The following is a 25,785-nucleotide window of genomic DNA, read 5'->3' as shown; positions in this document are numbered from 1 at the left end:
TCGCGGCGTCAGGGGTGACGGCGCCCTGCCGCGGCTGCAATCCGTGACGAAACGAGAGCGATGGCAGAGGCGACAGAGACCGGACTCTCCGATCCCGGCCCCGTGCTGATCACGGGCGCGAGCGGATTCCTCGGCGCTGCCCTGGTCGACGTGTTCCGCAACGCGGGCTTTCCCGTCCGCATCCTCGTGCGAGCCACGAGCCCGAACACCAACCTCGTCTGGCCGGACGTCGAGCGCGCGATCGGCGACATGCGCGATCGCGATGCGGTCGCCGCCGCGATGCGGGGACAGCGCTATCTCGTCCACGCGGCGGCCGATTACCGGCTCTGGGCGCCGGACATGGAGGAGATCGTCCGCACGAACCGCGACGGCACGCGCATCCTGATGGAGGAAGCGCTGAAGGCCGGGGTCGAGCGGATCGTCTACACATCGAGCGTCGCCACGATCAAACCGCACGACGACGGCACGTCGGCCGACGAAACGCGTCCGCTGACCCCCGAAACCGCGATCGGCGCCTACAAGCGCAGCAAGGTCGTGGCCGAGCGGGTTGTCGACGAGATGGTGACGCGCGATCGCCTGCCGGCCGTGATCGTCAATCCCTCGACCCCGATCGGGCCCCGCGACGTGAAGCCAACGCCGACCGGGCGGATCATCCTGGAAGCCGCGCTCGGCCGGATGCCGGCCTTCGTCGATACGGGCCTTAACCTCGCCCATGTGGACGACGTCGCCGCAGGTCATCTGCTAGCACTTCGGAAGGGGCGCGTGGGCGAGAAGTACATCCTCGGGGGCGAGAACGTGATGCTCGCTCAGATGCTCGCCGACATCGCCGGCTTGGTCGGCCGGAAAGCACCGACGATCCGGCTGCCTCGGGTGGCGACATACCCGGTGGCCGTCGTCTCCGAGCTGATGGCGCGGGTCACCGGCAAGGCGCCACTCGCCACGATCGATGGCATCCGCATGGCCCGCTACCGGATGTTCTTCTCGGACGCCAAGGCGCGCGCCGAGCTCGGCTACACCGCCCGGCCCTACCGGGAAGGGCTGTCGGACGCGATCCAGTGGTTTCGCGGTGCGGGGTACCTGCGATGAGCGCGAGCCTCCAGACCGCGACCGAGACCCGCTCGGGCAAGGGGCACCGCGACGAGAACTTCCCCGTCGCCTCCCACCTGATCCACCCGCGCCACCGGGGGGCGATCCTCGCCTTCTACCATTTCGTGCGCGCGGGCGACGACGTGGCGGACCATGCCGACCTGACGCCCGAGCGCAAGATCGCGCTCCTCGACGGTCTCGCCGACGCCCTGACCGGACGGGGACCCACCGATTCGGAAGCCGAGCCCTTGCGGCTTGAGCTCGCGTCCCGGAGCCTGCCGCCGACCCACGCGCTCGAACTCCTCGACGCCTTCCGGATGGATGCGCGCAAGAGCCGCTACGCGGACTGGGACGAGCTGATCCACTATTGCCGCTACTCGGCGATGCCGGTCGGCCGCTACGTCCTCGACGTGCACGGCGAGGATCCGGCCCGGGTCTGGGCGGCCTCGGACGCCATCTGCGCGGCCCTGCAGATCCTGAATCACCTGCAGGATTGCGACAAGGATTACCGCAATCTCGACCGGGTCTACATCCCGCAGGACTATCTCGACCTGCACGGCGCGACCGTCGAGATGCTCGGCGCCGACCGGGCGAGCCCGGAACTGCGCGGCGTGATCCGCGATCTCGCGGCCCGCACGCTGCTCCTCCTCGACGAGGGCGCCGTGCTGCCGAGCCTGATCGACGATCTGCGGCTGTCCCTGGAGATCGCCGCGATCCATCGGCTCGCCATCGTGCTGACCCGCGGCCTCCTCGATCGCGACCCCCTCTCCGAGAAGGTCCATCACGGCAAGGCCGGCTTCGCGCTGACGGCGCTCGGCGGGATCGTCGGCAGCCTCGCCCGCCGTCCCTTCCGCGGCCGCAGCCTGCGCGCCCTCCAGGAAGCTTCGCAATGAGCGCCACAGCGACGCCCATGCCCGACAGCGCGCCCGGGGCGGCCCCTGCCCTGCCGGCGGCCGGATCCTCGTTCTACACGGCGATGCGGCTGCTGCCGAAGGAGCGGCGCGAAGCGATGTACGCCGTCTATGCCTTCTGCCGGGCCGTGGACGACGTCGCCGACGATGGCGGGCCGGCCGAGATCCGCGCCGCCGAGCTCGACCATTGGCGCGCCGACATCGATGCCCTCTACGCGGGCAAGCCCCCCGGCCGCGTGCGCGACCTCATCGTGCCGGTGGCGCGCTACGACCTCCGCCGCGAGGATTTTCACGCCGTGATCGATGGCATGGCCATGGACGCCTTCGAGGATATCGTGGCGCCCGACGAGGCCACACTCGACCTCTACTGCGACCGGGTGGCGAGCGCGGTGGGACGCCTGTCCGTGCGCATCTTCGGCATGCCGGAGCAGGACGGGATTCGCCTCGCCTGGCATCAGGGCCGGGCCCTGCAGCTCACCAACATCCTGCGCGACATCGACGAGGATTCGGAGCGTGGGCGTCTCTACCTGCCGCGCGAGAAGCTCGCCCGGATCGGCCTCAAGGCGCCGACGCCGCGCTCCGCGATCCAGCATCCGCGCATCGGCGAGGTCTGCGCGGCCCTGGCCGCGGAGGCCGACGCCCATTACCGGGCGACGTGGGAGATCATCGGCCGCTCGCCCCGCAAGGCCACGAAGGCCGCCCGCCTCATGGCAGCGGCCTACCGGCTCTACCTCGACGCGCTCCTGAAGCGCGGCTGGTCGGCGCCCCGCGCCCGGGTGAAGCCCGGCAAGCTCGCGCTGCTGGCCGTCGCGCTCCGCCACGGGATCGTCTGATGGGCACCGTCCACGTCGTCGGGGCCGGCTTGGCCGGCCTCTCCGCGGCCGTCTCGCTCGCCGAGCGCGGGCGTCGCGTGGTCCTGCACGAGGCCGCCAAGCAGGCGGGCGGGCGCTGCCGCTCCTACTACGATCCGAGCCTCGGCCTCACGATCGACAACGGCAACCACCTCCTCCTGTCGGGCAATGCCGACGCGCTCGGCTTCATGCGCACGGTCGGCGCGCCCGCCGACGCGCTCACCGGCCCGGACGAGGCCGCGTTCGACTTCGCGGACCTGAAGACCGGTGAGCGCTGGCAATTGCGCCCGAATGCCGGGCGCCTGCCCTGGTGGATCCTGAGCCGCGCCCGCCGCGTGCCGGGCAGCCGCGCCCGCGACTACCTTGCTCCCTTGGGCATCCTCAAGGCCGCCTCCGGCAAGGCGGACGGCGCCGGCGGCACGATCGGGCAGAGCATGGCCTGCGAGGGCCTGCTCTACGAGCGGCTCTGGAACCCCGTCCTGCTCGCGGCCCTCAACACCGACCCCCGCGAGAGCGATGTCGGGCTCGCCGCCACGATCCTGCGTGAGACGCTGGGCGCGGGCGGCTCCGCCTGCCGCCCCCTCGTCGCGGTCGCCGGCCTCTCGGCGGCTTTCGTCGATCCGGCCGTCGCCTACCTGGAAGGCAAGGGGGCCGAGATCCGGTTCGGCCGGCGCCTGCGCGGCCTCGGCTTCGGTGCCGGGCGGATCGACCGGCTCGATTTCACCGACGAGCCGGTGGAACTGGCCGCCGACGATTCGGTCGTGCTGGCCCTGCCGCCCTGGGTCGCGGCCGAGTTGCTGCCGGGCCTCGCCGCGCCGCAGAGCTTCCGGTCCATCGTCAACGCGCATTTCGCTGTGGTTCCGAAGCCCGGACGCCCGCTCGTTCTCGGCGTGGTGAACGGGCTCACCGAGTGGCTGTTCGCCTATCCGGACCGCTATTCGGTGACGATAAGCGGCGCCGACAGGCTTCTCGACGTGCCGCGCGAGGATCTCGCCCGACAGATCTGGGGCGAAATCGCAAAGCTCGACTGCCTTGCTCCGGAACTGCCAAGCTGGCAGATCGTCAAGGAGAAGCGCGCGACTTTCGCGGCGACGCCGGCCGAGGCCGCCCGGCGCGCGAAGGCCGTGACCGCGCAGACGAATCTCGTCCTGGCGGGCGATTGGACCGCGACCGGCCTGCCATCGACGATCGAGGGAGCGATTCGCTCCGGCAAGACCGCTGCGCTTGCCCTGATGTGCGATCCGGCACTGGGGCGCGGCGCAGCTTGAGTCATAGGGCATCCTTTCGAGGAGCCGCTGAGGCGAGGATGATGCGAGAGGCTGTGAGCAAGGTCGAGGCGCTGCAGCGCCCGAAGACCCAGGACATCTCCCTGGACGACGTCGAGCGCGGGGTGGTCAACGCGACGCGGGCGCTCACGCGCCTCGCGCACGCGGACGGGCATATCTGCTTCGAACTCGAGGCCGACGCGACCATCCCCTCTGAGTACATCCTGTTCCATCAGTTCCGCGCGACCACGCCGCGCGCCGGCCTTGAGGCCAAGATCGGAAATTACCTGCGCCGGACGCAGGGCAAGCATGGCGGCTGGGCCCTCGTCCACGACGGTCCCTTCGACATCAGCGCCAGCGTGAAGGCGTATTTCGCCCTCAAGATGATCGGCGACGACATCGAGGCGCCCCACATGCGTCGGGCGCGCGAGGCGATCCTGTCCCGTGGCGGCGCCGCGAACGCCAACGTCTTCACGCGGTTCCTGCTTGCCCTCTATGGCGAGGTACCGTGGGCCGCGGTGCCGGTGATGCCCGTCGAGGTCATGTTCCTCCCGACGTGGTTCCCCTTCCACCTCGACAAGGTCTCCTACTGGGCGCGCTGCGTGATGGTGCCCATGTTCGTCCTGCAGGCTGAGAAGCCGCGGGCCCGGAACCCGCGCGGGATCGGCGTTCAGGAGCTGTTCGTCACCCCGCCCGAGCACGTCCGCACCTGGCCCGGCTCACCGCACGCCACTTGGCCCTGGACGCCGATCTTCGGCGGCATCGACCGGGTGCTGCAGAAGGTCGAGAACTACTTCCCGAAGACGCCGCGCCTGCGCGCCGAGGAGAAGGCGGTCGCCTGGGTCAGCGAGCGCCTGAACGGTGAGGACGGGCTCGGCGCGATCTTCCCCGCCATGGTCAACTCGGTGCTGATGTACGAGGTGATGGGCTACCCGGCCGATCACCCGCAGGTCCGCATCGCCTGCGACGCCATCGAGAAGCTCGTCGTCGAGAAGGACCACGAGGCCTACGTCCAGCCCTGCGTCTCGCCCGTATGGGACACGGCGCTCGCCAGCCACGCGCTGCTCGAAGCCGGTGGCTCCGACGCCGAGCGGCAGGCGCGCGACGGCCTCGACTGGCTGAAGCCCCGGCAGGTCCTCGACATCGTCGGCGATTGGGCGGCGGCGAAACCGAACGTTCGGCCGGGCGGCTGGGCGTTCCAGTACGCGAACGCCCACTACCCCGACCTCGACGATACGGCAGTCGTGGTCATGGCGATGAACCGCGCCATGCGCCAGCACGGGCTGGTGGCCGACATGCCCGATTACAGCGCGTCGATCGCCCGGGCGCGCGAATGGGTCGAAGGCCTGCAGTCGAAAGATGGCGGTTGGGCCGCGTTCGATGCAGACAACAACCACATGTACCTCAACCACATCCCGTTCTCGGATCATGGGGCGCTTCTCGACCCGCCGACCGCAGACGTGACGGCCCGCGTCGTCTCGATGCTGGCGCAACTCGGCGAGACCCGCGAGACCTCGCAGGCTCTCGACCGGGGCGTCGCCTACCTGTTCAAGGAGCAGGAGAAGGACGGCAGCTGGTACGGCCGCTGGGGCATGAACTTCATCTACGGTACGTGGTCGGTGCTGTGCGCCCTCAACGCCGCCGGCATCGACCCGAATTCCCCGGAGGTGCGCCGGGCCGTGACGTGGCTCATCAGCATCCAGAACCCGGACGGCGGCTGGGGCGAGGACGCGTCGAGCTACAAGATCGATCCGGCTTTCGAGCCCGGCTACAGCACCGCTTCGCAGACGGCCTGGGCCCTACTGGCCCTGATGGCCGCGGGCGCCAACGACGAGCCAGCGGTGACGCGGGGCATCAACTACCTTGCCCGCACGCAAGGTGCGGACGGTTTCTGGACCGAGGAGCGCTATACCGCGACCGGGTTCCCCCGCGTCTTCTACCTGCGCTACCACGGCTACTCGAAGTTCTTCCCCCTCTGGGCCATGGCGCGCTACCGCAACCTCAAGCGGAGCAACAGCCGTGAGGTCGCCTTCGGGATGTGACCGGGCGGCGAGCATCCGGGGCACTCCCGACCGCCTTCGGCGCGCTTTGTTGCCGGCTGGCCACAGGCCGGCCGCATTGGGATTGGTATGAAGGCTGCTAGAGCTTCACGCCCGGTCCGTCGACCGGGTGGTTCAGCCTCGAACAGCCGGGTTTCCATGATTCTGCCCGAGCCAGCCCCGAGCGGCCGCGTCGTTGCGGTTCGCACAGGCCCGATGGCCCTGTCCTTGCCGGTGCTCGCCGTGACCGGTCTCGCCAAGGAGGGCCGCCTCGCCGCCGGTCCCGGTGTCGCCGCGATCGGCGCGGGTGGAAATCCCCACCGCCTGCAGGCGATGCTGGCCGAGCGCGTGCAGCCGGGCTGCCGGGCCGTCGTCAGCATCGGGATCGCGGGCGGCCTCGATCCGGATCTGCTGCCGGGTGACGTGGTGATTGCCTCCGCCGTGCAGGCCGGCAACCGCCGCTACGAGGCCGACGCATCCATTGCCGCCGCCCTGCTCGCCCGCCTCGCCCGGCCCGGGCTGAAAGTCCTCCCCGGCGATCTCGCCGGCGTCGACGCGGCGGTGCTGAGCCTAGAGGGAAAGGCCGATCTCTGGTCCCGCACAGGCGCGGCTGCCGTCGACATGGAATCGCACGTCGCTGCCGCCTTTGCCGAGCGGCACGGCGTGCCCTTCGCTGCGATCCGCGTGGTCTGCGATCCGGCCCACCGGGCGCTGCCCGCCTTCGCCGCCCAGGCTCTGAAACCGAACGGCGAGCCCGATATCCTGGCGGTCCTCGCCGCCCTCGCCCGCGGTTCGGCCAAGGTCGGCGGCCTCGTCCGCCTCGCCCGGGATTCGAAGGCCGCCTTCGGGTCGCTCGCCCGCTGCCGCGCCCTGCTCGGCCCCGGGCTCGGTATCCCGTTGGCGGAGGAGCCCCTGCGCGAGGTCGCCTAGATCGAGGAAGCCACGTCCCTTTTTGACGCCGGCGGACGCCATGAAAAAAGCCCCGCGGCGGCGCCGCGGGGCTTTCTCGTTGGGATGACCTCGGCGCTGCCTCAGGCGGCCGTGCGCTTGCGAGCTTCCTGCTTGGTGTCTGCACCCGAGGCTTTGATCTCGGACAGCTTCTGAGCGACGTTGCGCGAGAACACGAACTCCGCCGGGCGCTGCTTCTCCAGGCTGACCTCGGGCGCCATCTCGCCCTCGGTCCGGATGCCGCGGATCGCGTGCAGCACGGGTTTCCAGGGCTTGCGCACGGAATCGACCACCGAGGACGCCTCATAGCCCGAATGGACCATGCAATCGGCGCACTTCTCGTAATTGCCGGTGCCGTACGAATCCCAGTCCGTCTCCTCCATCAATTCCTTGAAGGTCGCGGTGTAACCCTCGCCCAGCAGGTAGCAGGGCTTCTGCCAGCCGAACACGGTCCGGGTCGGATTGCCCCAGGGCGTGCAATGGTAGGTCTGGTTGCCGGCCAGGAAGTCGAGGAACAGGCCCGATTGCTGGAAGGTCCACTTCTCGCGGCCCTTCTCCTTGCCGTGGCGGAACACGCCCCGGAACAGGTCCTTCGTCGCCTTCCGGTTCAGGAAGTGCTGCTGGTCGGGCGCGCGCTCGTAGGCGTAGCCCGGCGAGACCGTGATGCCGTCGATGCCCATGCGGGTGACGGAATCGAAGAAGTCCGCGATCTTGTCAGGCGAGGAATTGTTGAAGAATGTGCAGTTGATGGTGACCCGGAAGCCCATCTCCTTGGCCGTCTTGATGGCCGCGACGGCCTTGTCGTAGACGCCGCGCTGGCAAACCGATTTGTCGTGCATCTCCTGGTCGCCATCGAGGTGGATCGACCACGTGAAGTAGGGGCTCGGCTTGTACTCCTTGATCTTCTTTTCGAGGAGCAGTGCGTTCGTGCAGACGATGGCGAATTTCTTCTGGGCGATGATGCCCTGAACGATCTGCGGCAGATCCTTGTGGAGAAGCGGCTCGCCACCCGCGATCACGACCACGGGTGCGCCGCACTCGCGCACGGATTCCAGCGCGTCGGCCACCGGCAGGCGCTTGTTGAGGATCTCGTCCGGGTAGTCGATCTTCCCGCAACCCGCGCAGGCGAGGTTGCAGCGGAACAGGGGCTCCATCATCATCACGAGCGGGTAGCGCTTGCGGCCCGTCAGATGCTGCTTGAGGATGTAGCCGCCGATCTTCGCGACGTACCGGAGGGGAATGCCCAAAACGCGGCTCCTTTGTTTTTGGCCCCAGATTGTCGGGCTGCTTAGCGCGAAAAGAACACGAATTCCAGCGATCTAGGTTGGAAACGGTCTCAATTGCCGTCCGCGAACGCGGGCGGGCGCACGTGTTTCGGCCGATGACGCAAGCGGGCCACAGATCACGGGATCGCGCCCGTCATCACACTGCGTTCCGAGCCGACGCCTATCCCAATCCGGGTGGTCTTTCCTAGTGCGCAGACCCAATGCCAGCTTTGCGTCCGGAATGCGACCAGACCAGCGATCTGAGCTTGAGCATAAGTTTGCTGCAGTGCGAAATCGCACCTCGAGACAGCTCTTCCACTGGAATTGCCCCTGCGTTGCATTCGCGGCTCAGGGCCTTTACTGAGCAGGCCGACCGCGAAGGGTCGGCGGCCGGATCGAGCGTCCGGTATCGCGCGGGCGGCTGAAACCGGCCGTCCCCGCCACTCGTTCCGGTCTCGGAGATGCCGGATCGGCGATCAGGGCATTTTGCGCGAGCCAAGGTTCGTGGCAGATGCCCCGTTTCCCCGTTGCGTCGCGCGGTCTCGACCGGACACCCGCTCCCGGTTTCCGGTGAGGGCTCTAGGCAGGCAGGATACTCGTGATCGAACGACTCGTCGCGTTTTCCGTTCATCGTCGCTGGATCGTCATCGCGGTCGTCGCGCTGATGACCGTCGTCGGCGCCGGCACCGCCGCGCATCTGTTCCGGATCAACACCGATGTCGAGCGGCTGATCGATCCGAAGGAATCCTGGCGCCAGGACGAGATCAACTACGAGAAGGCCTTCCCTCAGCGCACCAACACGGTGGTGGCCGTCATCGACGGGAAGACGCCGGAGGAGGCCGAGGAGGCCGCCGCCGAGCTGACCAAGGCGCTGAGCAATCAAAAGAAGTTGATCGAGACCGTGTACCGCCCGGACGGCGGCCCGTTCTTCGACAAGAACGGCTTCCTGCTGATGTCGCAGGCGGAGCTCGAGAAGACGACGGAGCAGCTCGTCCAGCAGCAGGGCCTGCTCGGCCCCCTCGCGGCTGACCCGTCGCTGCGCGGGATCATGCGTGTCCTGAGCCTGGGCGCCCGTGGCGTGAAGAGCGGCGACGCCAAGCTCGAAGAGCTCGACAAGCCGATGGCGCAGATCAACAGCACGCTGGAGACGGTGCTCGCCGGCAAGCCCGCGCGCATGTCCTGGCAGATGCTGCTCTCCGGCGGCGAGACCCGCGTCACGGACCTGCGTAAGTTCGTGATCATCCAGCCGGTCCTCGACTTCAACGCCCTCCAGCCGGGCGCGGAGGCGACGAAGCTGATCCGCGGCACCGCCAAGGATCTGAGGATCGACGAGGCGAACGGCCTGCGCATGCGGCTGACCGGACCGGTCGCCGTGGCCGACGACGAGTTCGCTACGCTGTCGGACGACGCCTTCCTCAACAACAGCGTCACGGTCGGCGCCATCGTCCTGTTCCTGTGGCTGGCTCTGCGCTCCGCGCCGCTCGTCACCGCCGTGATCATCACGACTTTCGCGGGTCTCATCGTCACGGCGGCGCTCGGCCTCCTCATGGTCGGCGAGCTGAACCCGATCTCGGTCGCCTTCGCGGCTCTGTTCGTCGGCCTCGGCATCGATTTCGGCATCCAGTTCGCCGTGCGATACCGGGCCGACCGCTACGAGCAGCCGACGCTGGAGGCCGCGATCCGGGCGGCTTCGCGGGGCGTTGGCTGGTCGCTGACGCTCGCCGCCGTCTCGCTGCTCGCCGGCTTCTTCGCTTTCCTGCCGACCGCCTTCCGCGGCGTGTCCGAACTCGGCCTGATCGCCGGCGTCGGCATGATCGTGGCCTACCTGTTCTCGCTCACCCTGCTGCCGGCGCTGATTGCCGTGTTCAAGCCGCGGGGCGAGAAGGAGGCCGTCGAGACGACCTGGCTGTCCGGCGTCGATCCGTGGATCATCCGCAACCGCAAATGGGTCCTGACCGGCGTCGGTCTCATCACCCTCGCGGGGATGCCGCTCCTCTGGAAGCTGCCCTTCGATTCGAACCCGATGCACCTGAGGAGCCCCAAGGTCGAGTCGATCGCGACCTATCTCGACCTGATCAAGGACCCGGCGACGAGCCCCAACATCATCGACGTGCTCGTTCCCTCCGTCGCCGACATTCCGGAGACGATGAAGAAGCTGCGCGCCCTGTCCTCCGTCGCCGAGATGAACAGCATCGACACCTACGTGCCGCGCGACCAGGACCAGAAGCTCGCCACGATCCAGGAGACGGCGCAGCTTCTCGATCCCGTCTTGAATCCCGGCCGCAAGCCGCCGCCGCCAACGGACGCCGAGAACGTGAAGGCGATCAAGGATGCGGCTGTCGCCCTGCGCGGGGTCGGCGGCGGCAGCGAGCCCGGCGCCAAGAGCGCGGACGCGCTCGCCAATACGCTCGACAAGCTCGCCAACGCCCCGGTCACGATCCGCGAGGCGGCCTCGGTCGCGTTGACCACCGACTTGAAGACCCTGCTGAAGCGACTGCGCGACCTGCTCCACCCGGAGAAGATCACGCTTGAGAACCTGCCCCCGCAGGTGAAGGCCGAGTGGGTCGCCGCCGATGGGCGCGCCCGCATCGAGGTCCATCCGAAGGGCAACTCGAACGACGATCAGGTCCTGCGCAACTTCGCCAAGGAGGTGCAGACCGTGGCGCCGCACGCGACCGGAGCGCCGGTGGCGACGACCGCGTCGAGCTACACGATCCTCGGGGCCTTCGTTCAGGCGGGCCTAACCGCGCTGGCGCTGATCTTCATCATCCTCTCGGTGGCTCTGCGCAAACCCTGGGACGTCGCGATGACGCTCGGGCCGCTGGTGCTCGCCACTCTCTGGACGCTGATGGCGCTCCACGTGGTCGGCATGCCGCTCAACTTCGCCAACATCATCGCCCTGCCGCTGATGCTCGCGGTCGGCGTCGCGTTCCACATCTATTACGTGATCGCGTGGCGAGCGGGCGTGACCGACATGCTGGCCTCAAGCCTCACCCGGGCGATCTTCTTCTCGGCGCTCACCACCGGCACGGCCTTCGGCTCGCTCGTCCTGTCGAGCCATCCCGGCACGGCGAGCATGGGTAAGCTGCTCGCGCTGTCGCTGTTCTTCACCCTGCTCGCGGCCTTCTTCGTGGTGCCGGCCTTCCTGGGCCCTCCGCCCAAGAAGCCCGACCCGAAGCGGCCCGAAGCGAAGACCATCGACGACGACGCGATGATGCCGAAGCGTTCCGAGGCGGCGCTGGCGAAGTAGGCCATCGAACGACGCGCGGTGCGGCCGGACCGCACCGCGCGCAAGCCCTGCCCGTGCCGGGCGGCATCGCGAGGTCGATCCTCGACGGCCACGTCCTGCCAGGCGGCGGCACCCAGGATCATCCCTCGGCGGCGACGTTCGCCGCGCGCGCGTCAGCGCGCGAAATCCGAGAACCCGCCGCGGATCGCTCCGGCCCGTTCCACCGCCTGCCGCGCCTCTGGCGCCGTGAGTGCGTCCCGCTCCGCCGCGTAGGCGTAGCCCGGCGCCTCGCCGGGAAAGCCACCCGCCGTGGCCGGATGGGTGTATAGCTCCGTCAGCCCCTCCGGCAGCTGCGACAGCAGGGCCGCCACGCGGGCCGGATTCATGGCGCCGGACCAGGCCAAGCCAAGCGTCCGGTCCGGGATCAGGAGGCCGGCGGCGCGGGCGCGTACGGCGAGGAGCGCGGCCCAGGGCGCGATGTCGAGGGCCGGTCGTGGATTCGAGCCGGGTTCCGCCCGCCGCAGGATCTCACGGGGCTCGCGGGGGACGCGGAGCGCCCGCATGCCGAAGGCGCGCCCGATCCTCAGCACGGCGCCCGCGATCAGCGGATGCACGTGGAAGTGCTTGTGGGCGTTGACGTGATCGAGCGGCAGCCCGGTGGCGCGGAAGGCCTCGAACTGGGCCCCGATCTCGGCGGAGAGCTGCCGTCGCGCGGCGGGTCTCAGGGCGAGGTCGAGCCCGAGCCGCTCCATGTCCCGGCGCATCAGCCCGGCCGCGTCGGTGAGATCGGGAAGCTCGACGGCCGGTAGGGTCGGCCACGCCTCGACGAGGACGAGGTGTAGCCCGACCCGGAGCGACGGCAGGCGCCGAGCCCGCTCGATCGCGTCGGCGGCCGCGGGCGCCGAGACCATCAGGCTCGCGGCGGTGAGGATTCCTTCGCGGTGCGCCTGCTCCACCGCTTCGTTGACCTGAAGGCTCAGGCCGAAATCGTCAGCCGTGACCACCAACCGCTTCACGGGATCTCCTCGCCGGGGCCGCCGCGAAGGCGAGGCCCCGGAACCTGGAACGACGTGCGTGTCGCGGGCGGTCTCGACCGCCCCCGTCTCAGAAGTAGGATTTCAGCGTGCCGCGGCGGCGCACGTCGAGCGTCGCGCAGTGGAAGGAGCCGCCGAACGGGCCGTAGGACAGGAACGGCGCCGGGATCGGATCGAAGCCCCAATCCTTCAGGGCCTTGATCAAGGTCGGCTGGCTCGCGTCGACGACGATCTTCTTCTCGTCGAGCATCAGCACGTTGATCGAGGTCCAGGGCGAGCACATCGAGATCTTGCTCATGAAGCCCGCGACGGGGTCGGGGCGCGGCGCGATCAGGACGTCCCACTTCTTGAGGACCGCCGGCAGGCGCTCGACATCGACGTAGTCCGGATTGACCAGCACCTTGCCGGGCGCCAGCGGCATGAACGACGAGTCGATGTGCATCGGCTGCGGGCAACGGCTCTCGATCTCGTGGATGCGAAAGCCCGGCCCGAGGTGGCGGCGCAGCCACTCGATGCCCATCAGGTTCGTGACGTTGGAGCGCGTGACGAAAAGGTCACGCCCGCAGCGCACGAAATCGGCCGCGTCGAAGACGGGCTCGAACTCGTTGACGGTGAACTGCATCGGCTCGCCGGCCTTCAGGTTCGGCACCCGATAATCGTAGTTGTAGAGATCGTCGGTGAGCTGGGGCCGCGGCGCCGAGGTCCAGCGGGCGCCGGCGCGGAAATACTCCTTGAACAGGGAGCGGTAGGCATCCCCCTCGAAGTAGCGGGAGCGCCAGCACATCGGGCTCTCGATGATCTCGTCACCGATCACGAGGTAGGGGTCGCGCGGGCAGGCCACGCAGAAGCCGCGCGAGGACCAGCGCGGCGCCTTGAACTTCCGCGAGAAGTCGACGCTGTCGGGGCGGCGCACCTTCACGCCCTCGCCGGCCAGGATGCCGATGAAATTGTCGAGCTCGGCCTGGGCGAGCTTCTTCATGAACTTCGGATAGCGCCAGCCGCTCGCGAACCGGTAGAAGGGCTGCGCTGCCCGCGGCAGGTTGAAAATCACCGTGAGATGGTGGGTCGGGATGGTCGCGCCGTCGAGCGAGCCGACGATGACCTCCTCCAGCGGATCCCACTCGTTCCAGGCCATTACCGGGGATTGAGGCGCCGGCACGCCCGCGCTGCCCTGATTGTGGCCGTTGAAGGCACCGGCGTGAGCGTCGTCGAGCACGGCCTCGCCGGCCGTGATGTGTGATTCGCGATCCATCGGTCAGTCCCCTTCGGCGTTCCCGCAGCAGTTCTTCGGGAGGCATTTCGCCCCTGTGCCGCTTTGGACCGCGGTGTGTCTCCCGGGTGATAGACAACGCTGACCAAAGCTGCAACTTGCCGAGATGCTCCTCGCTCCCGGCGATTTTTTTCCGTCGGAATCACGGCGGGAATTCAGCATTTCAGCCTTCGACGAACCCGAAAGAGGATCATGAAGCGCCTGACGACCCTGGCTCTCATCGTCGGACTCTGCACGGTCGTCGGCCTGTTCCTGTCCTCGGGTCTTGAGGATGTGGCGGCCGCGGTGGTGAGCGCGGGCTGGGGTGCCCTGTTCGTCGTGGCGGCGCGCGCCGTCGCCGTCGCGTGGGCCGGCCTCGGCTGGTTCGTGATCTTCCCGAAAATGGAGCGTCCGGCTCTTCCGGCCTGCGTGAACCTCCGCTTCGTGCGCGAGGGCATCAACACGCTTCTGCCCGTGGCGACCGTGGGCGGCGACTTCGTCGGGGCGCGCCTCCTCACGCGCCGCGGCGTCACCGGGGGGCTCGCCGGCGCCAGCATGTTCGTCGACCTGATGACGCAGGCGCTGACGCAGCTCCTCTTCACGGTGGCCGGCCTCGGCATCCTCGTCTGGTTGGCGGGTGACGGGCCGGTGGTCCGTGCGGTCGCGGGTGGGCTCGCCATCGCCGCCCCGGCGGTCGGTGCCTTCTATCTGATCCAGCGCCGCTCCGGGCATCGCCTGATCCAGGCCCTTGTCAGCCGGTTCGCCTCGGGCCGCGAGTGGCGCGCGCTCGGCGCCATCGACGTGCTCTACGACAACCTGCGCCGGCTCTACGGCCAGCCTACCCGAATCCTCTCCGGCATCGCGATCCACCTCGTCGGCTGGCTCATCGGCACGCTCGAAGTCTATGTCTGCCTGCATTTCATGGGCTATCCGGTGAGCTTCGCCGAGGCCGTGATCATCGAGAGCCTCGCCCAGGCCGTGCGCGGCGCCGCCTTCGCGGTGCCCGGTGCCCTCGGGGCGCAGGAGGGCGGCCTGATCGCCCTCTGCGCGATCTTCGGGATCCCGGCCGAGGCGGCGCTCGCCCTGTCGCTCGTCAAGCGCCTCGCCGACCTCCTCGTCGGCGTGCCGGGCCTCATCGCGTGGCACCTGATGGAGCGTGGCACCGAGGCCGAGGAGAGCGAGGAGCGCGCCGCCGAACTCGGACGCCGCCTCGGGGCGGTGCTCCAGCCCGCGACCTTGGGGCCGCTCTACAGCTACGCCCCGCCGCGCAACGCCTACGCCCCCTCGTTGAGCGAGGCCGAGCGGGGAGACCTGAAGAAGTGCGCCTGATCCGCGAATTCCTGGCCGCGCTCGTCTGCGTCGCCGTCCTGGCGGCAGCGCCCACCGCGCGGGCCGCGGACGATCCGGCCGCCAAGACGGTGCAGTCCCTGTACACCAGCTACGAGGCTGCGCTGAAGGACGGGTCCCGCGACGTGAAGGCCCGGGCGGATGCCATCTCCGGCCCGATGCGCGAGAGCTTTGACTTTCCGGCCATGGTCCGCGTCGCCGTGGGCCCGAAGTGGAAGGGCCTTGCGGCCGACCAGCAGACGGCCCTGACCGAGGCTTTCGCGCAACACTTCATCGCGACCTACGCCACGCGCCTGTCCGAGGCGATCGGCGGCAAGTTCGACGTCAACCCGAAGAGCGAGGCCCGCGGCGGCGCCCGCGTCGTCCGCACGCGGGTGGCGAATGCGGGCGGGGAGGATTCCGACGTCGACTTCGTGGTGAATGCGGGCAACCGCATCCAGGACGTCCTTCTGAACGGCAACGTCAGCGAGGTCGCCGCGCAGCGCACGAGCTTCGCCGAGCCGCTGAAGGCCGGTGGCGCGGACGGGCTGCTCAAATTCCTGCGCGAGCGCACGGACAAGATGCTCGCCGCCAAACCAGCGCCTTGAACGAAGCCGACACGTCACACCTCTGACGCCGCGCCTACCGGCGCGCCCCCTCCCTTCCGTGACCGAGCGATGTCCCTCATGGACCTGACCTGGCTCTCGCCGATCCTTCTCGTCCTCGCGCTCGCCGGTTGCGGCTACGGGCTCATCGCGGCCCTCCTCGCCGGCCGCTTCGCCGCTCGCATCCCGGCCCGCCTCGCCGCGGATGCGGCGCGACCCTCGGTCACGATGCTCAAGCCCCTCTGCGGCATGGAGCCGAACCTCTACGAGAACCTGGAGACGTTCTGCCGGCAGGATTACGCGGGCCTGGTCCAGATCGTCTTCGGCGTGCAGAACGCGGCCGACCCGGCGATCGGCGTCGTGCGCCGCCTGCAGGAGGCGCATCCGTCCGCGCGCATCGACCTCGTGATCGATGCACGCCAGCACGGCTCGAACCGCAAGGTCTCGAACCTGATCAACATGTCGGCTCTGATCGCCAATGACGTGATCGTGCTCGCCGACAGCGACATGGTGGTGCGGCCCGACTACCTGGAGCGGGTGGTCGCCGAGCTCTCCGCGCCCGGCATCGGCGGCGTCACTTGCCTCTATCACGGCGTGCCGGCCCACCGCGGGATCCATGCCCACCTCTCCGGCCTCGCCATAGACGTACAATTCCTGCCGAACGTGGTGATGGGCACGGCGCTGAAGCTCGCCAAGCCCTGCTTCGGCTCGACCATCGCCTTCCGCCGCACCGCGCTCTCCGCGATCGGTGGCTTCGAGGCGTTTCGCGACGATCTCGCCGACGATTACGCGATCGGCGAGGCCCTGCGCATCCATGTGGGCGAGGTGGCGATCCCAAACTTCACGATCGGGCATACCTGCGTCGACACCGAGATGTCCGGCCTCTGGCGGCACGAGCTGCGCTGGAACCGCACGATCCGCAACGTCGATCCGGCCGGCTATGCCGGTTCCGTCGTCACCCACGCCTTCCCGCTGGCGCTGATCGGCGCGCTGCTGCCGGGGGCGGGCCACAGCGCCCTCGTCGTGGCCGCCCTGGCGCTGGCCTGCCGCATCCTGCTCTGCGTCCGGCTCGAGCGCGCTTTTGGGCTGGAGCCGCACGCCTACTGGCTGTTGCCGATTCGCGACATGCTCTCCTTCGCGAACTTCTCGTGGAGCTTCGTCTCGGGTGCGGTGACATGGAAAGGTCACGATTATCGCGTCGTTGCGGACGGAACGCTTATTCCGGAGGCGACGCTCAGCCGCGATGCTGAAGCCACCTCCGTCTGATCTTCGCTTCGTCTGACTTCGTCTCGCATTGCACTGAGGCCTTGAACCCCATGCGCACGCTCTTCCTCCAGGCACCGACCTTCGACGGCTTCGACGGGGGCGCCGGCTCCCGCTATCAGGCCAAGCGCGAGATCAAGTCGTTCTGGTATCCGACCTGGCTCGCGCAGCCGGCGGCGCTCGTCGAGAACTCGAAGCTGATCGACGCCCCGCCGCACAAGACCAAGCTCGACGAGATCCGCGGCCAGGCCAAGGATTTCGACCTCGTCGTGCTCCACACCTCGGTGCCGTCCTTCAAGTCGGACGTGAAGACCATCGAGGCGCTGAAGGCCGAGAACCCGAACCTAAAGGCCGGCCTGATCGGCGCCAAGGTCGCGGTCGATGCCGCCGGCAGTCTCGCCCAGGCGCCCGCGGTCGATTTCGTGGCTCGCAACGAGTTCGACTTCACGATCAAGGACGTCGCCGACGGGATCGACATGTCCAAGATCAAGGGCCTGTCCTATCGGAATGCCTCGGGCGTCATCGTGCACAACGAAGACCGTCCGATCATGACAGACATGGATCAGCTGCCTTTCGTCACGAGCGTCTACAAGCGCGATCTCGTGATGGAGAACTACTTCATCGGCTACCTGAAGCACCCCTATATCTCGTTCTATTCCGGCCGCGGCTGCAAGAGCCGCTGCACGTTCTGCCTGTGGCCGCAGACGGTAGGCGGCCACACCTACCGGACCCGCTCGGTCGGCCACGTGATCGAGGAGATCAAGTACTGCCTGAAGGCGTTCCCGCAGACGAAGGAGTTCTTCTTCGACGACGATACCTTCACCGACAACCTGCCCCGCGCGGAAGAGATTGCCCGCGAACTCGGCAAGCTCGGCGTCACGTGGTCGTGCAACGCGAAGGCGAACGTGCCGCGCGAGACCCTGAAGGTCCTGCGCGACAACGGCCTGCGCCTCCTCCTCGTCGGCTACGAGTCGGGCAACCAGCAGATCCTTCACAACATCAAGAAGGGCATGCGCGTCGAGGTGGCCGAGAAGTTCACCAAGGATTGCCACGAACTCGGCATCGCCATCCACGGCACCTTTATCCTCGGCCTGCCGGGCGAGTCGAAGGAGACGATCCAGGAGACGATCAAGTTCGCCACCCGGATCAACCCGCACACGATTCAGGTCTCGCTCGCGGCGCCCTACCCCGGCACCTTCCTCTACAAGCAGGCGGTCGAGAACGGCTGGCTCGATGTGGAGAACGCCGAGCTCGTCGACGAGAACGGGGTGCAGGTGGCGCCGCTGCACTATCCGCACCTCTCGCACACCGAGATTTTCAACTCGGTCGAGGATTTCTACAAGAAGTTCTACTTCCGCGCCCCGAAGATCGCCTCGATCGTCGGCGAGATGGTCCGCTCGCCGGACATGATGAAGCGCCGACTGCGCGAGGGCGTCGAGTTCTGGCACTTCCTCAAGGAGCGTCAGTCGAGCGCCAAGGCCGCCTGAGGCCCGAGCAGATCGGAAGCCAGGAGCGGCCGGGCCTCGTGGCCCGGCCGTTTCCTTTTCAAGCCGGCCTCAGCGCTCGACCTCGGCTCTGACGGCAAGCGGGGCCCGCCGATAGGCGGCGCGTGCCAGGATGACGGCGCCCCCGAATTGCACGAATCCGTTCTCGGCGAGGTCGCTGGGCGCCACCTGACAGATCAGGGCGAGGCGGGTCAGGGCGTTGAGGGCAATCAGGCCGAGGCAAAACGCGGCGGCGGCGGTGAGGGCGGCGACGAAATCGGGCATGGCTGCGCATCCCACGAATGAGATGCCAAGCGTAGCAAGAGCTGCGCCATTGCGCACTCACCCGACGATTTAAGCTTGAGCGCTTAACACCACTTTAGATTGATCTGGCCGCTGCGCGCCGAGACAGCCAAGCAGGTCGGCCCTTCCGAGCAACGCTCCCCGCGCCTCGGCCCATCCGGGATGGCGGCCGAATTGGCCGGATCATGCAGAGCGACGACGCATCAGCCGGCCGGCGGACGGCTCAGCTGCATCGAGGGCCGCTCGGCGAACGCCCTGTACCACGCGGCGAGGCGCGGATGCTGCGCGCTCCAGGCGAACTCCGCGAAGCGCAGGTCGAGATAGGCGAGCGCGACGGCCGTCGCGATCGTCCCGATGTCGAGGCGCTCGCCGAAACCCTCGGCCCGTGCCTCGAACCAGGCGAGGCTGCTCCCGATCTTCGCCTGCTGACCCGCGATCCAAGCGGCGGAGTGCTCGGCGTCCGGTCGTGCGGTCAACTCATAGCGGATGAGGAGGGCCGCATCGAGGAGCCCGTCCGCGACCGACTGCTCGTTGAGGGCGCGCCAGCGCTCGGGTCCGGCTGCGGGAAAGAGGCGGTCCCCGCCCAGCGCGTCGAGGTATTCGCAGATGACCCGGCTGTCCGCCACCGCCTCGCCGGCATCGTCGAGGAGCGTCGGCGCCTGGGCGAGCGGGTGATGCGCAAGCACCTTGCCGTCACGGTTCGTCGGATGAACGGCGCTCGGCAGAAGCTCGATCCGGTCCGCGAGACCGAGTTCGTGCGCGCAGACCATGACTTTGCGCACGAAGGGCGAGAAATGCGAGTGGAACAGCTTCATCGTCGATCAGGCGGATCTCTCGAGGGACATTCTGCTCAGCGGCGAGCCGGTGCCGTAGAACTACGGGCCGCCGGGGCGGTGCTGCTCGCCGCGGGCGTCGGAGCGGGCTGGGGGGCGGCCCGCGGCGTCTCGACGGCGAGGCGTTTCACCGGCCATCCGTCGGTCCAGCGCTCCATGTCGCTGAAGCGGGCGTTGTTCTTGAGCGCTCCGGCATCGGCGCCCGAGAAGGCCGCCGCGGCGGCGAGGTCGAACGTCTTCCAGAAGGCGAGGTAGTCCAGCGCGTCGGTGCGGGCATTGTTGATCTGGGAGACCAGCGTCTGCTGCTCGCCCGTCAGCGCCATGTCGGCCGACCACTTGAAGGGGGGCGCCTTCTGATCCTTGGGGTCGGGCGGCAGCTTGATCGCACCCCCGTCGTACCCGGATTCGACGCCGGCCGGCGCCGCGAGCGTCGCGGTCAGCGCCGGAAACCCGTGGTCGTCCGAGAGGGCCCGCACGAACAGCTTGCGCTCGGGCGGCACGGCGCTCGCCTCGCGCAGGATGCGGCGGGCGGCGGCGTCGGCCGCACGGGCATCCCTGTCGCCGATGACGGTGATCACCATCGTGCCGGCGGGGATCGCGGCGAGGTCCTTCAGGGCGATGCCGCGGGCCTTCGGGTTGCTCGCGATGCCGCCCGGCATCACGGCGAAGACGAGCTTCGGCGCCGGCAGGTCCTGCTCCTTGGCCCCCGCGGCGAGGTTCAACGCCAACGGCGCTCCTGCCAGATGCCCGATCACGGCGACCCGCTTCGGGTCCGGCTTCGCATCGGGATCGCTCGCGAGTTCGGCCAGCGCCGCCTTGAGAAGACTCTCGGCATTCGCCGTGGCGTCGGCGGGACGGGTCCGGTTCACCTCCTGGAAACGGGGAAACAGGACGAGATTGCCCATCCGGGCGAGGTGGTCGATCCAGGCGCCGTAGCTCTGCGGGTTCGGCGCGCCCCAGGCATGCAGGAAGATCACGACGGGGCGGCCCTCGGCGGGGGCGGCGCCCGCCGCGTAGAAGGCGAAGGTCGCCGCGCTCGCCCGGCCGACGGCCCGCTTGACGATCGTCGCGGAGCGGTCTCCGACGCCGCCCGGCCCCTGTGCCGGTTGCGGCGGCGGCGCGGCGGCGCGCGCGGGGGCAAGGCCGGCGAAGCCGAGCCATGCTGCGGCCAATCCTGCGGCCCCTAAGCCGTGCCAAGCTGTCAGACGCATGAAGTGCTCGATCGTACGGGACGCGACGGCTGAGCCGGTGCGCTTCCATAGCAGATTTGCGCGCCCTGGCGATGCCGCGCCGGGACGTTGTGCGTTCGATCGGGCAGCGGTCGGTTCAGGCGCGGGCCGAGTGCGCGCGCCGCTCGTCGAGGAGATGGGCGAGCCGCGCGAGCTGGAGCGGCGGAGCGCCCGCGGAGACCTCGCGGTAATGCTCGCGCAGATCCTCGCCGATCTTGGCGAGGAGGAGCGCGTCGGCCATCGACGCGGTGGAGGCGCCGGGACGACGGTAATTCGCGGCGTGATTGAGGGCGACGGATTTCATGACGGCTCACGGCACCGGGGGCGGCGCATCTTGCGGATCGCCGTCAACGGGGATCGGGCGTCAAGTTTCCATCTCGCGGGAGATAATTTTTCCGCCCGGGCCGATCACGGAGGGTCCGCGATCCGGACGGCCGGCCGCCTGCTCCACCCAGGCGAGAATATCCTCCGCGCGCCAGGGCTTCGGGATGAAGGTCGCCGAGACGCGGAGATCGCTTGGCTGGTCGCCAGCGTCGCCCGAGGTCAGCAGGACCCGCACCCGCGGCCAGGTCACCCCGATGATGCGGGCGAGTTCGAAGCCGCCGATCGGGCCGGGGGTGCGGACGTCGGAGAATACGACGCTTACCTCGTCCGCACGGTCGTTCAGGATCGCGAGCGCCTTCTCGGCGGTCTCGGCCTCGATCACCGTGAAGCCGGTCTCCTCCAGCAGGGTCGCAGCGAGAAACCGCTCGTCGGGTTGGTCTTCCACGACAAGGATGACCGGCTTCCTTCCCGACGGCTTCACGTCATTCATGATTGGGCCACTCTATGGGGGCTGAACGGCGAGGCCGTCCTTTTGTTTCATCGCGCCTTCGCCGTAACTCGCCAGCCCTGAGACAAAGCAAGTCCTGCACCGCACCCTGGCACAGAATGATTGGGCTGAGCGTGTCCCGAAGAGCACAGGCCGACCGAAGATCAGCCCGCGCGCTCTACGATCGAGACGGCCGGAAAGTCCCCGAAAATGCCGCGCGCCCCGTCGCAGGACGGGCCGCGATCAGGAATGCAGCGCTCGAAAATCCGAGTTGCGGCTGCCGTTGCGCGGCGTGATCGGCGGCCGCGCCCTCAAGCCCGCGCGGAGACCTTCGCGGCGCGGCGCTCGCCGCGCCCTGCCCGCCCCGCATGGCCCGCCTGCGGGCGCGGCCTCACGATCTCCGAGAGGCTGACGAAGCCCTCGCCGGCGACGCCCTGCCCAGCGCGTATGCCGATGCCGACCGCGAAGGACGGGGCCAGCTCGGCGTCGCGCGCGATGCCAAAGCGGTCGAGCGCCACCAGGAACGCCTCGCGGAACAGGCTCGGCGTGCACCAGCGCTTCTCGGCCATGTGGAGGGGCCAGGCCCAGAGGTTCTCCTCTCGGCGCTGTCCGAGCGCGTCCCGATCGATGAAGTAGCCCGAGCGGTGCTCCAGCCCGTCCTTGGACAGGGTCCAGTCGTCGTTGCGGAAGAGGATGCCGCCGCAGGTGCCGTCGTACCGCCCGCTCTCGATCATCGCCGCGCCCCTCCCGTCCGCTCCCTGTCAGGAAGCTGGAACAATAGAGGAACACTGGCCCGAATCGGGACGAGGGTCAAGCTATGCGTTCACGGTGCGTTCGTGTTTCGCACCGTCGGTGAGCGCAGCCGCTCGTCAGCGCGGGCTCCGGAACAGCGGGTGGTCGATCCGGTCGCCGGGCCGGAGGCCGAGCTTGTTCGCGACGCCCGCGTTGAGTTCCAGCACGGACAGGACCGGCTCGCCGGACGCGATGACCCGCGTCGACAGCGGTTCGGTGTCCGACTCGATCCGGGCGATCGTCCCGTCCGCGCGGATGAACACCATGTCGAGGGGAAGGTAGGTGTTCTTCATCCACATGGTGACCGGCAGCGACCGCTCGAAATCGAACAGCATCCCGCGATTCGCCGGCATGCTCCGGCGGAACATCAGCCCCCTGGCTCGGGACGCGTCGTCGCGCATCACCTCGACCTGAAACGCGTGCGCCCCGGATCTGGAGACGACGGTCAGGGGCTCTGTCTTCGCCTCCTGCGGGGCCGCCTGCGCCAGGACGGGCGGCACCGCGGCGAGGCCAGCAGGACAGGTGAGCGCGAGGCCGGCACGGAGGAGCGGAACGACGCAACGCAACGGAATACACCCATCATCAATGGGAGGACGGCAGGGCCCCGTCGATCAGACGGACCTCGGCGGCCATCGCCCCCTTCGATCCGTCGCCGTAGCGCACCAGCACCGCCTCTCCGGGCTTCAGCTCGGCGATTCCGTAGCGGCGCAACGTCTCCATGTGAACAAAGATGTCCGGCGTCCCGTCGCCGCGGCTGAGGAAGCCGAAGCCGCGCAGGCGGTTGAACCATTTCACGACGGCGGTCTCAAGGCCGCTCGTCGGCGTCACGGTGACGTGCGTGCGGGGCAGCGCCAACTCGGACGGATGCGTCGCCGTCGACTGGTCGAGGGAGATCACCCGGAAGGCCTGCCAGCCGCGCGCGCGCTCCACCGCCTCGACGACGATGCGGGCCCCCTCGCTGGCGCCCTGATGGCCGTCCCGGCGCAGGCAGGTGACGTGCAGCAGGATATCGGCGCTGCCGTCGTCCGGAACGATGAAGCCGAAGCCCTTGGAGACGTCGAACCACTTGATCCGGCCGGCCACCTCGACGAGATCGAGCGGCTGGTCCTGCTCGCCGGTCTGCGCAGCGCTGCCCAAGCCATCTGCCGAATGCAGGCCCCGCGGCCCTGATCCGAATTCGTCAGACATGATTAAGCAACCCACACCGAATCGCGACTTGCGGTTCACAAACGAGATTAACAAAGTCCCGACTCGGCGGAAGCCTGTTTGGCCGGCAGGTCTGGCGCGCGCCTACGCAATTTCCCGCGAGACGGCAGCTGAGCCACAGGTCGAGCCCGCCTCGAACAGGCGGGTGCCGCGGCCAAGCCCGTGATCCGATTCGCAGATTGCCGGACGCAAGATTTGCGGCCCGCTCGTGCGCCGCCCCGCTTTCACGTTTTCGAGAGCGATGCGGCCGGACGTCGCGTATGCAACCGCGCATTGCGACGACCGCCAATACGCAACGGGACGCCGTGATCAGACCCCATCCCTCGACCTCGGGGAGGCGCCAGCGGCCGTGTCTTCGCCTATGACACGCCGATGTCGCTCTCACAGACCATGAGTTCTCGGGCTCCCGCTTCGGAGGTTGCGGCCTCGCCCGGGCCGCGCCTCGCGGTCATCGACGCGGCCCGCGGTGCGGCCATCGTCGCTATGGTGGTCTATCACACGGTCTGGGACCTCGGCTTCCTGAGCCTGACACCCGACAATTACGCGCTGACGTCGCCCGGGCGCGCGGCCGCCCACCTCATCGCGGGCAGCTTCCTGTTCCTCGTCGGGGTAGGCCTCGTGCTGATGAACGGCGACCGGATCCGGCCGCGCCCGTTCGGGCTCAGGCTCCTGCGGATCGGGGCGGCGGCGCTTCTCATCACCCTCGCAACCTACTTCGCCTTCCCAGACAGCTTCATCTTCTTCGGGGTGCTCCACTGCATCGCGCTCGCGAGCGTCCTCGCTCTTCCCTTCCTGCGTCTTCCGCCGGCCCTGATCCTTCTGGCGGCGGGGCTCGTCGCGGCAGCGCCGCACCTGATCGCGAGCCCGCTTCTCGACGCACCCGCCCTGCGCTTTCTCGGACTCGGGGTCACGCTCCCCCGCACCAACGACTACGTGCCGCTGTTTCCCTGGTTCGGCGCCGTACTGGCCGGGCTCGTCGCTGGGAGAGCGTTCCTGCCGAGGCTCGCGGCCTCGCGCATTGGGCGCTGGCACCCGGGCCGGGCGGGGCGTGCGCTCGCCTTCGCCGGGCGCCACAGCCTCGCGATCTACCTCCTGCACCAGCCGCTGCTCCTGGCCGCCCTGACCGGGATCGTGACGCTGACCGGGCCGCATCCGCGCGCCGGGCTCGCGCGATTCCACGCGGATTACGAGGCCAATTGCGTGCGCACCGGCGGCGAGGCGGCCGCCTGCGCAAGGGCTGCGCGCTGCACGGCCGAGGCGCTGCGTCGGGAGAGCCTGTGGTCGGCCGACGGGCGCCGCTTCACGCCGGCCGAGACCTTGCGGGCGCAGGCGCTGTCCGAGACCTGCTACGCTGAGGCCGAGGGCGCGGCACCGAACCCCTGAAACGGATCGAGGCCGGGCGCTTCCGCCCGGCCTCGACCGCAAACCCCGCTGCGGCCCGGGCTAATCCTTTGCGCGCTCCACGTAGGAACCGTCCGCGGTCATGATGACGACGCGGGTGCCGGCCGCGATGTGCGGCGGCACCGTGGTGCGCACGCCGTTCGAGAGGACGGCCGGCTTGTAGGAGGAGGAGGCAGTCTGGCCCTTCAGCACCGGCTCCGTCTCCGCCACCTCCAGGGTGACGCGCTGGGGCAGCTCGATGGTGAGCGGCGTGCTGTTGTGGATCGAGAGCATCACGGCCATGCCCTCCTGCAGGTAGGGGGCGGCGTCGCCGACGACGTCCTCCGGCACCGCGATCTGCTCGTAATTCTCGGGGTTCATGAAGTGGAACCCCTCGCCGTCGCTGTAGAGGAAGGTGTGCTCGCGGTCCTCCACGAAGGCGCGCTCGACCTGCTCGGTCGTGCGGTAGCGCTCCGAGACCTTCACCCCGTCGGTGATGCGGCGCATGTCGAGCTGCGTCACAGGGGTGCCCTTGCCGGGATGGATGTTCTCGGCGAACAGGATCACGTAGAGCTTGCCGTCCTTCTCGACGACGTTCCCCTTGCGGAGCGTTGAGGCGATCACCTTCACGGGGTTCTGGTCCTGACGTTGACAAATCGGGGTGGCGTCCCCCATC

24 protein-coding genes are annotated in these 25,785 nt (G+C 68.8%); 12 read left to right on the top strand and 12 right to left on the bottom strand.

The annotated features are described in order from the left end of the window. Positions 1–60 precede the first annotated feature (60 nt). The 6 genes from hpnA (at position 61) to DK389_RS19250 (ending at position 7,082) form a co-directional block, all read left to right on the top strand. Positions 61–1,086 carry a hopanoid-associated sugar epimerase gene (gene hpnA / locus DK389_RS19275; RefSeq protein WP_109891949.1) on the top strand — a complete coding sequence of 342 codons (1,026 nt, stop codon included), beginning with the start codon at positions 61–63 and terminating at the stop codon, positions 1,084–1,086. Beyond that, complete coding sequence (gene hpnC, locus DK389_RS19270; protein WP_109891947.1) at positions 1,083–1,979, top strand: squalene synthase HpnC; 897 nt, start codon at positions 1,083–1,085, stop codon at positions 1,977–1,979. The genes hpnA and hpnC overlap by 4 nt, the downstream gene beginning before the upstream one ends. Further along, the gene (hpnD, locus tag DK389_RS19265; protein ID WP_109891945.1) at positions 1,976–2,830 is read left to right on the top strand and encodes a presqualene diphosphate synthase HpnD; all 855 of its coding nucleotides are present in this window, start codon (positions 1,976–1,978) and stop codon (positions 2,828–2,830) included. The genes hpnC and hpnD overlap by 4 nt, the downstream gene beginning before the upstream one ends. Continuing rightward, on the top strand, positions 2,827–4,116 hold the full coding sequence (gene hpnE, locus DK389_RS19260; RefSeq protein WP_109896594.1) for a hydroxysqualene dehydroxylase HpnE: 1,290 nt from the start codon (positions 2,827–2,829) through the stop codon (positions 4,114–4,116). The genes hpnD and hpnE overlap by 4 nt, the downstream gene beginning before the upstream one ends. Before the next feature lie 41 nt (positions 4,117–4,157). After that, complete coding sequence (gene shc / locus DK389_RS19255) at positions 4,158–6,155, top strand: squalene--hopene cyclase (RefSeq protein ID WP_109896592.1); 1,998 nt, start codon at positions 4,158–4,160, stop codon at positions 6,153–6,155. 213 nt (positions 6,156–6,368) lie between these two features. After that, positions 6,369–7,082 (top strand): phosphorylase, encoded by a 714-nt coding sequence (locus tag DK389_RS19250; protein WP_236960174.1) that lies wholly within the window; start codon positions 6,369–6,371, stop codon positions 7,080–7,082. Between the two features lie 101 nt (positions 7,083–7,183). On the opposite strand, the gene hpnH is transcribed toward DK389_RS19250, so the two are convergent. Further along, a complete protein-coding gene (gene hpnH, locus DK389_RS19245) occupies positions 7,184–8,347 on the bottom strand; it encodes an adenosyl-hopene transferase HpnH (RefSeq protein WP_109891941.1) in 1,164 nt (387 codons plus the stop codon). A 616-nt stretch (positions 8,348–8,963) separates the two neighbouring features. Between hpnH and DK389_RS19240 the strand changes: the two genes are divergently transcribed. Beyond that, complete coding sequence (locus DK389_RS19240) at positions 8,964–11,615, top strand: MMPL family transporter (protein ID WP_109891939.1); 2,652 nt, start codon at positions 8,964–8,966, stop codon at positions 11,613–11,615. 152 nt (positions 11,616–11,767) lie between these two features. Here the strand turns inward: DK389_RS19240 and hpnK are convergent, their stop codons facing one another. Together hpnK and DK389_RS19230 are read right to left on the bottom strand one after the other, a co-directional pair. Further along, positions 11,768–12,610: a hopanoid biosynthesis-associated protein HpnK gene (gene hpnK, locus DK389_RS19235; protein WP_109891937.1), complete on the bottom strand. Its 843-nt coding sequence runs from the start codon at positions 12,608–12,610 to the stop codon at positions 11,768–11,770. An 88-nt stretch (positions 12,611–12,698) separates the two neighbouring features. Continuing rightward, the gene (locus DK389_RS19230; protein ID WP_109891935.1) at positions 12,699–13,880 is read right to left on the bottom strand and encodes an amidinotransferase; all 1,182 of its coding nucleotides are present in this window, start codon (positions 13,878–13,880) and stop codon (positions 12,699–12,701) included. Between the two features lie 210 nt (positions 13,881–14,090). Here DK389_RS19230 and DK389_RS19225 point away from each other — a divergent pair, with 210 nt between their 5' ends. The 4 genes from DK389_RS19225 to hpnJ all read left to right on the top strand — a co-directional run bounded on the left by DK389_RS19225 (position 14,091) and on the right by hpnJ (position 18,558). Then, the gene (locus DK389_RS19225) at positions 14,091–15,206 is read left to right on the top strand and encodes a flippase-like domain-containing protein (RefSeq protein WP_109891933.1); all 1,116 of its coding nucleotides are present in this window, start codon (positions 14,091–14,093) and stop codon (positions 15,204–15,206) included. Continuing rightward, positions 15,197–15,811, top strand: a complete 615-nt coding sequence (locus DK389_RS19220) for an MlaC/ttg2D family ABC transporter substrate-binding protein (RefSeq protein WP_109891931.1) — start codon at positions 15,197–15,199, stop codon at positions 15,809–15,811. The genes DK389_RS19225 and DK389_RS19220 overlap by 10 nt, the downstream gene beginning before the upstream one ends. Positions 15,812–15,889: 78 nt before the next feature. Beyond that, positions 15,890–17,074: a bacteriohopanetetrol glucosamine biosynthesis glycosyltransferase HpnI gene (gene hpnI, locus DK389_RS19215; protein WP_418291954.1), complete on the top strand. Its 1,185-nt coding sequence runs from the start codon at positions 15,890–15,892 to the stop codon at positions 17,072–17,074. A 50-nt stretch (positions 17,075–17,124) separates the two neighbouring features. Continuing rightward, on the top strand, positions 17,125–18,558 hold the full coding sequence (gene hpnJ, locus DK389_RS19210; protein WP_109891927.1) for a hopanoid biosynthesis associated radical SAM protein HpnJ: 1,434 nt from the start codon (positions 17,125–17,127) through the stop codon (positions 18,556–18,558). Between the two features lie 69 nt (positions 18,559–18,627). On the opposite strand, the gene DK389_RS19205 is transcribed toward hpnJ, so the two are convergent. From DK389_RS19205 to DK389_RS19170, 8 genes are all read right to left on the bottom strand, one after another. Next, positions 18,628–18,840: a hypothetical protein gene (locus DK389_RS19205; protein WP_109891925.1), complete on the bottom strand. Its 213-nt coding sequence runs from the start codon at positions 18,838–18,840 to the stop codon at positions 18,628–18,630. A 221-nt stretch (positions 18,841–19,061) separates the two neighbouring features. After that, complete coding sequence (locus DK389_RS19200) at positions 19,062–19,673, bottom strand: glutathione S-transferase family protein (RefSeq protein WP_109891923.1); 612 nt, start codon at positions 19,671–19,673, stop codon at positions 19,062–19,064. Between the two features lie 35 nt (positions 19,674–19,708). Further along, positions 19,709–20,902: an alpha/beta hydrolase family protein gene (locus DK389_RS19195; RefSeq protein WP_109891921.1), complete on the bottom strand. Its 1,194-nt coding sequence runs from the start codon at positions 20,900–20,902 to the stop codon at positions 19,709–19,711. A gap of 115 nt (positions 20,903–21,017) precedes the next feature. Continuing rightward, entirely contained in the window at positions 21,018–21,224 is a 207-nt protein-coding gene (locus DK389_RS19190; RefSeq protein ID WP_109891919.1) for a hypothetical protein, read from the bottom strand. A 60-nt stretch (positions 21,225–21,284) separates the two neighbouring features. Beyond that, positions 21,285–21,734: a response regulator gene (locus DK389_RS19185; protein WP_109891917.1), complete on the bottom strand. Its 450-nt coding sequence runs from the start codon at positions 21,732–21,734 to the stop codon at positions 21,285–21,287. Positions 21,735–22,042: 308 nt separating this feature from the next. After that, positions 22,043–22,465, bottom strand: a complete 423-nt coding sequence (locus DK389_RS19180; protein WP_109891915.1) for a hypothetical protein — start codon at positions 22,463–22,465, stop codon at positions 22,043–22,045. A gap of 135 nt (positions 22,466–22,600) precedes the next feature. Beyond that, complete coding sequence (locus tag DK389_RS19175) at positions 22,601–23,089, bottom strand: DUF192 domain-containing protein (RefSeq protein ID WP_418291953.1); 489 nt, start codon at positions 23,087–23,089, stop codon at positions 22,601–22,603. A gap of 16 nt (positions 23,090–23,105) precedes the next feature. Beyond that, positions 23,106–23,711, bottom strand: a complete 606-nt coding sequence (locus DK389_RS19170; protein WP_109891913.1) for a cold-shock protein — start codon at positions 23,709–23,711, stop codon at positions 23,106–23,108. A 390-nt stretch (positions 23,712–24,101) separates the two neighbouring features. Here DK389_RS19170 and DK389_RS19165 point away from each other — a divergent pair, with 390 nt between their 5' ends. Beyond that, positions 24,102–25,112 (top strand): acetyltransferase domain-containing protein, encoded by a 1,011-nt coding sequence (locus DK389_RS19165; protein ID WP_109891911.1) that lies wholly within the window; start codon positions 24,102–24,104, stop codon positions 25,110–25,112. A gap of 60 nt (positions 25,113–25,172) precedes the next feature. On the opposite strand, the gene efp is transcribed toward DK389_RS19165, so the two are convergent. Then, positions 25,173–25,784 carry an elongation factor P gene (gene efp, locus DK389_RS19160; protein ID WP_210206680.1) on the bottom strand — a complete coding sequence of 204 codons (612 nt, stop codon included), beginning with the start codon at positions 25,782–25,784 and terminating at the stop codon, positions 25,173–25,175. Between the last annotated feature and the right edge of the window lies 1 nt (position 25,785).

Origin of the sequence: Methylobacterium durans, assembly GCF_003173715.1 — a bacterium.
GTDB classification, from domain to species: Bacteria; Pseudomonadota; Alphaproteobacteria; order Rhizobiales; family Beijerinckiaceae; genus Methylobacterium; species Methylobacterium durans.
The sequence above is the reverse complement of the archived record's forward strand: the minus strand, read 5'-3'. Positions and strand labels throughout refer to the sequence as shown.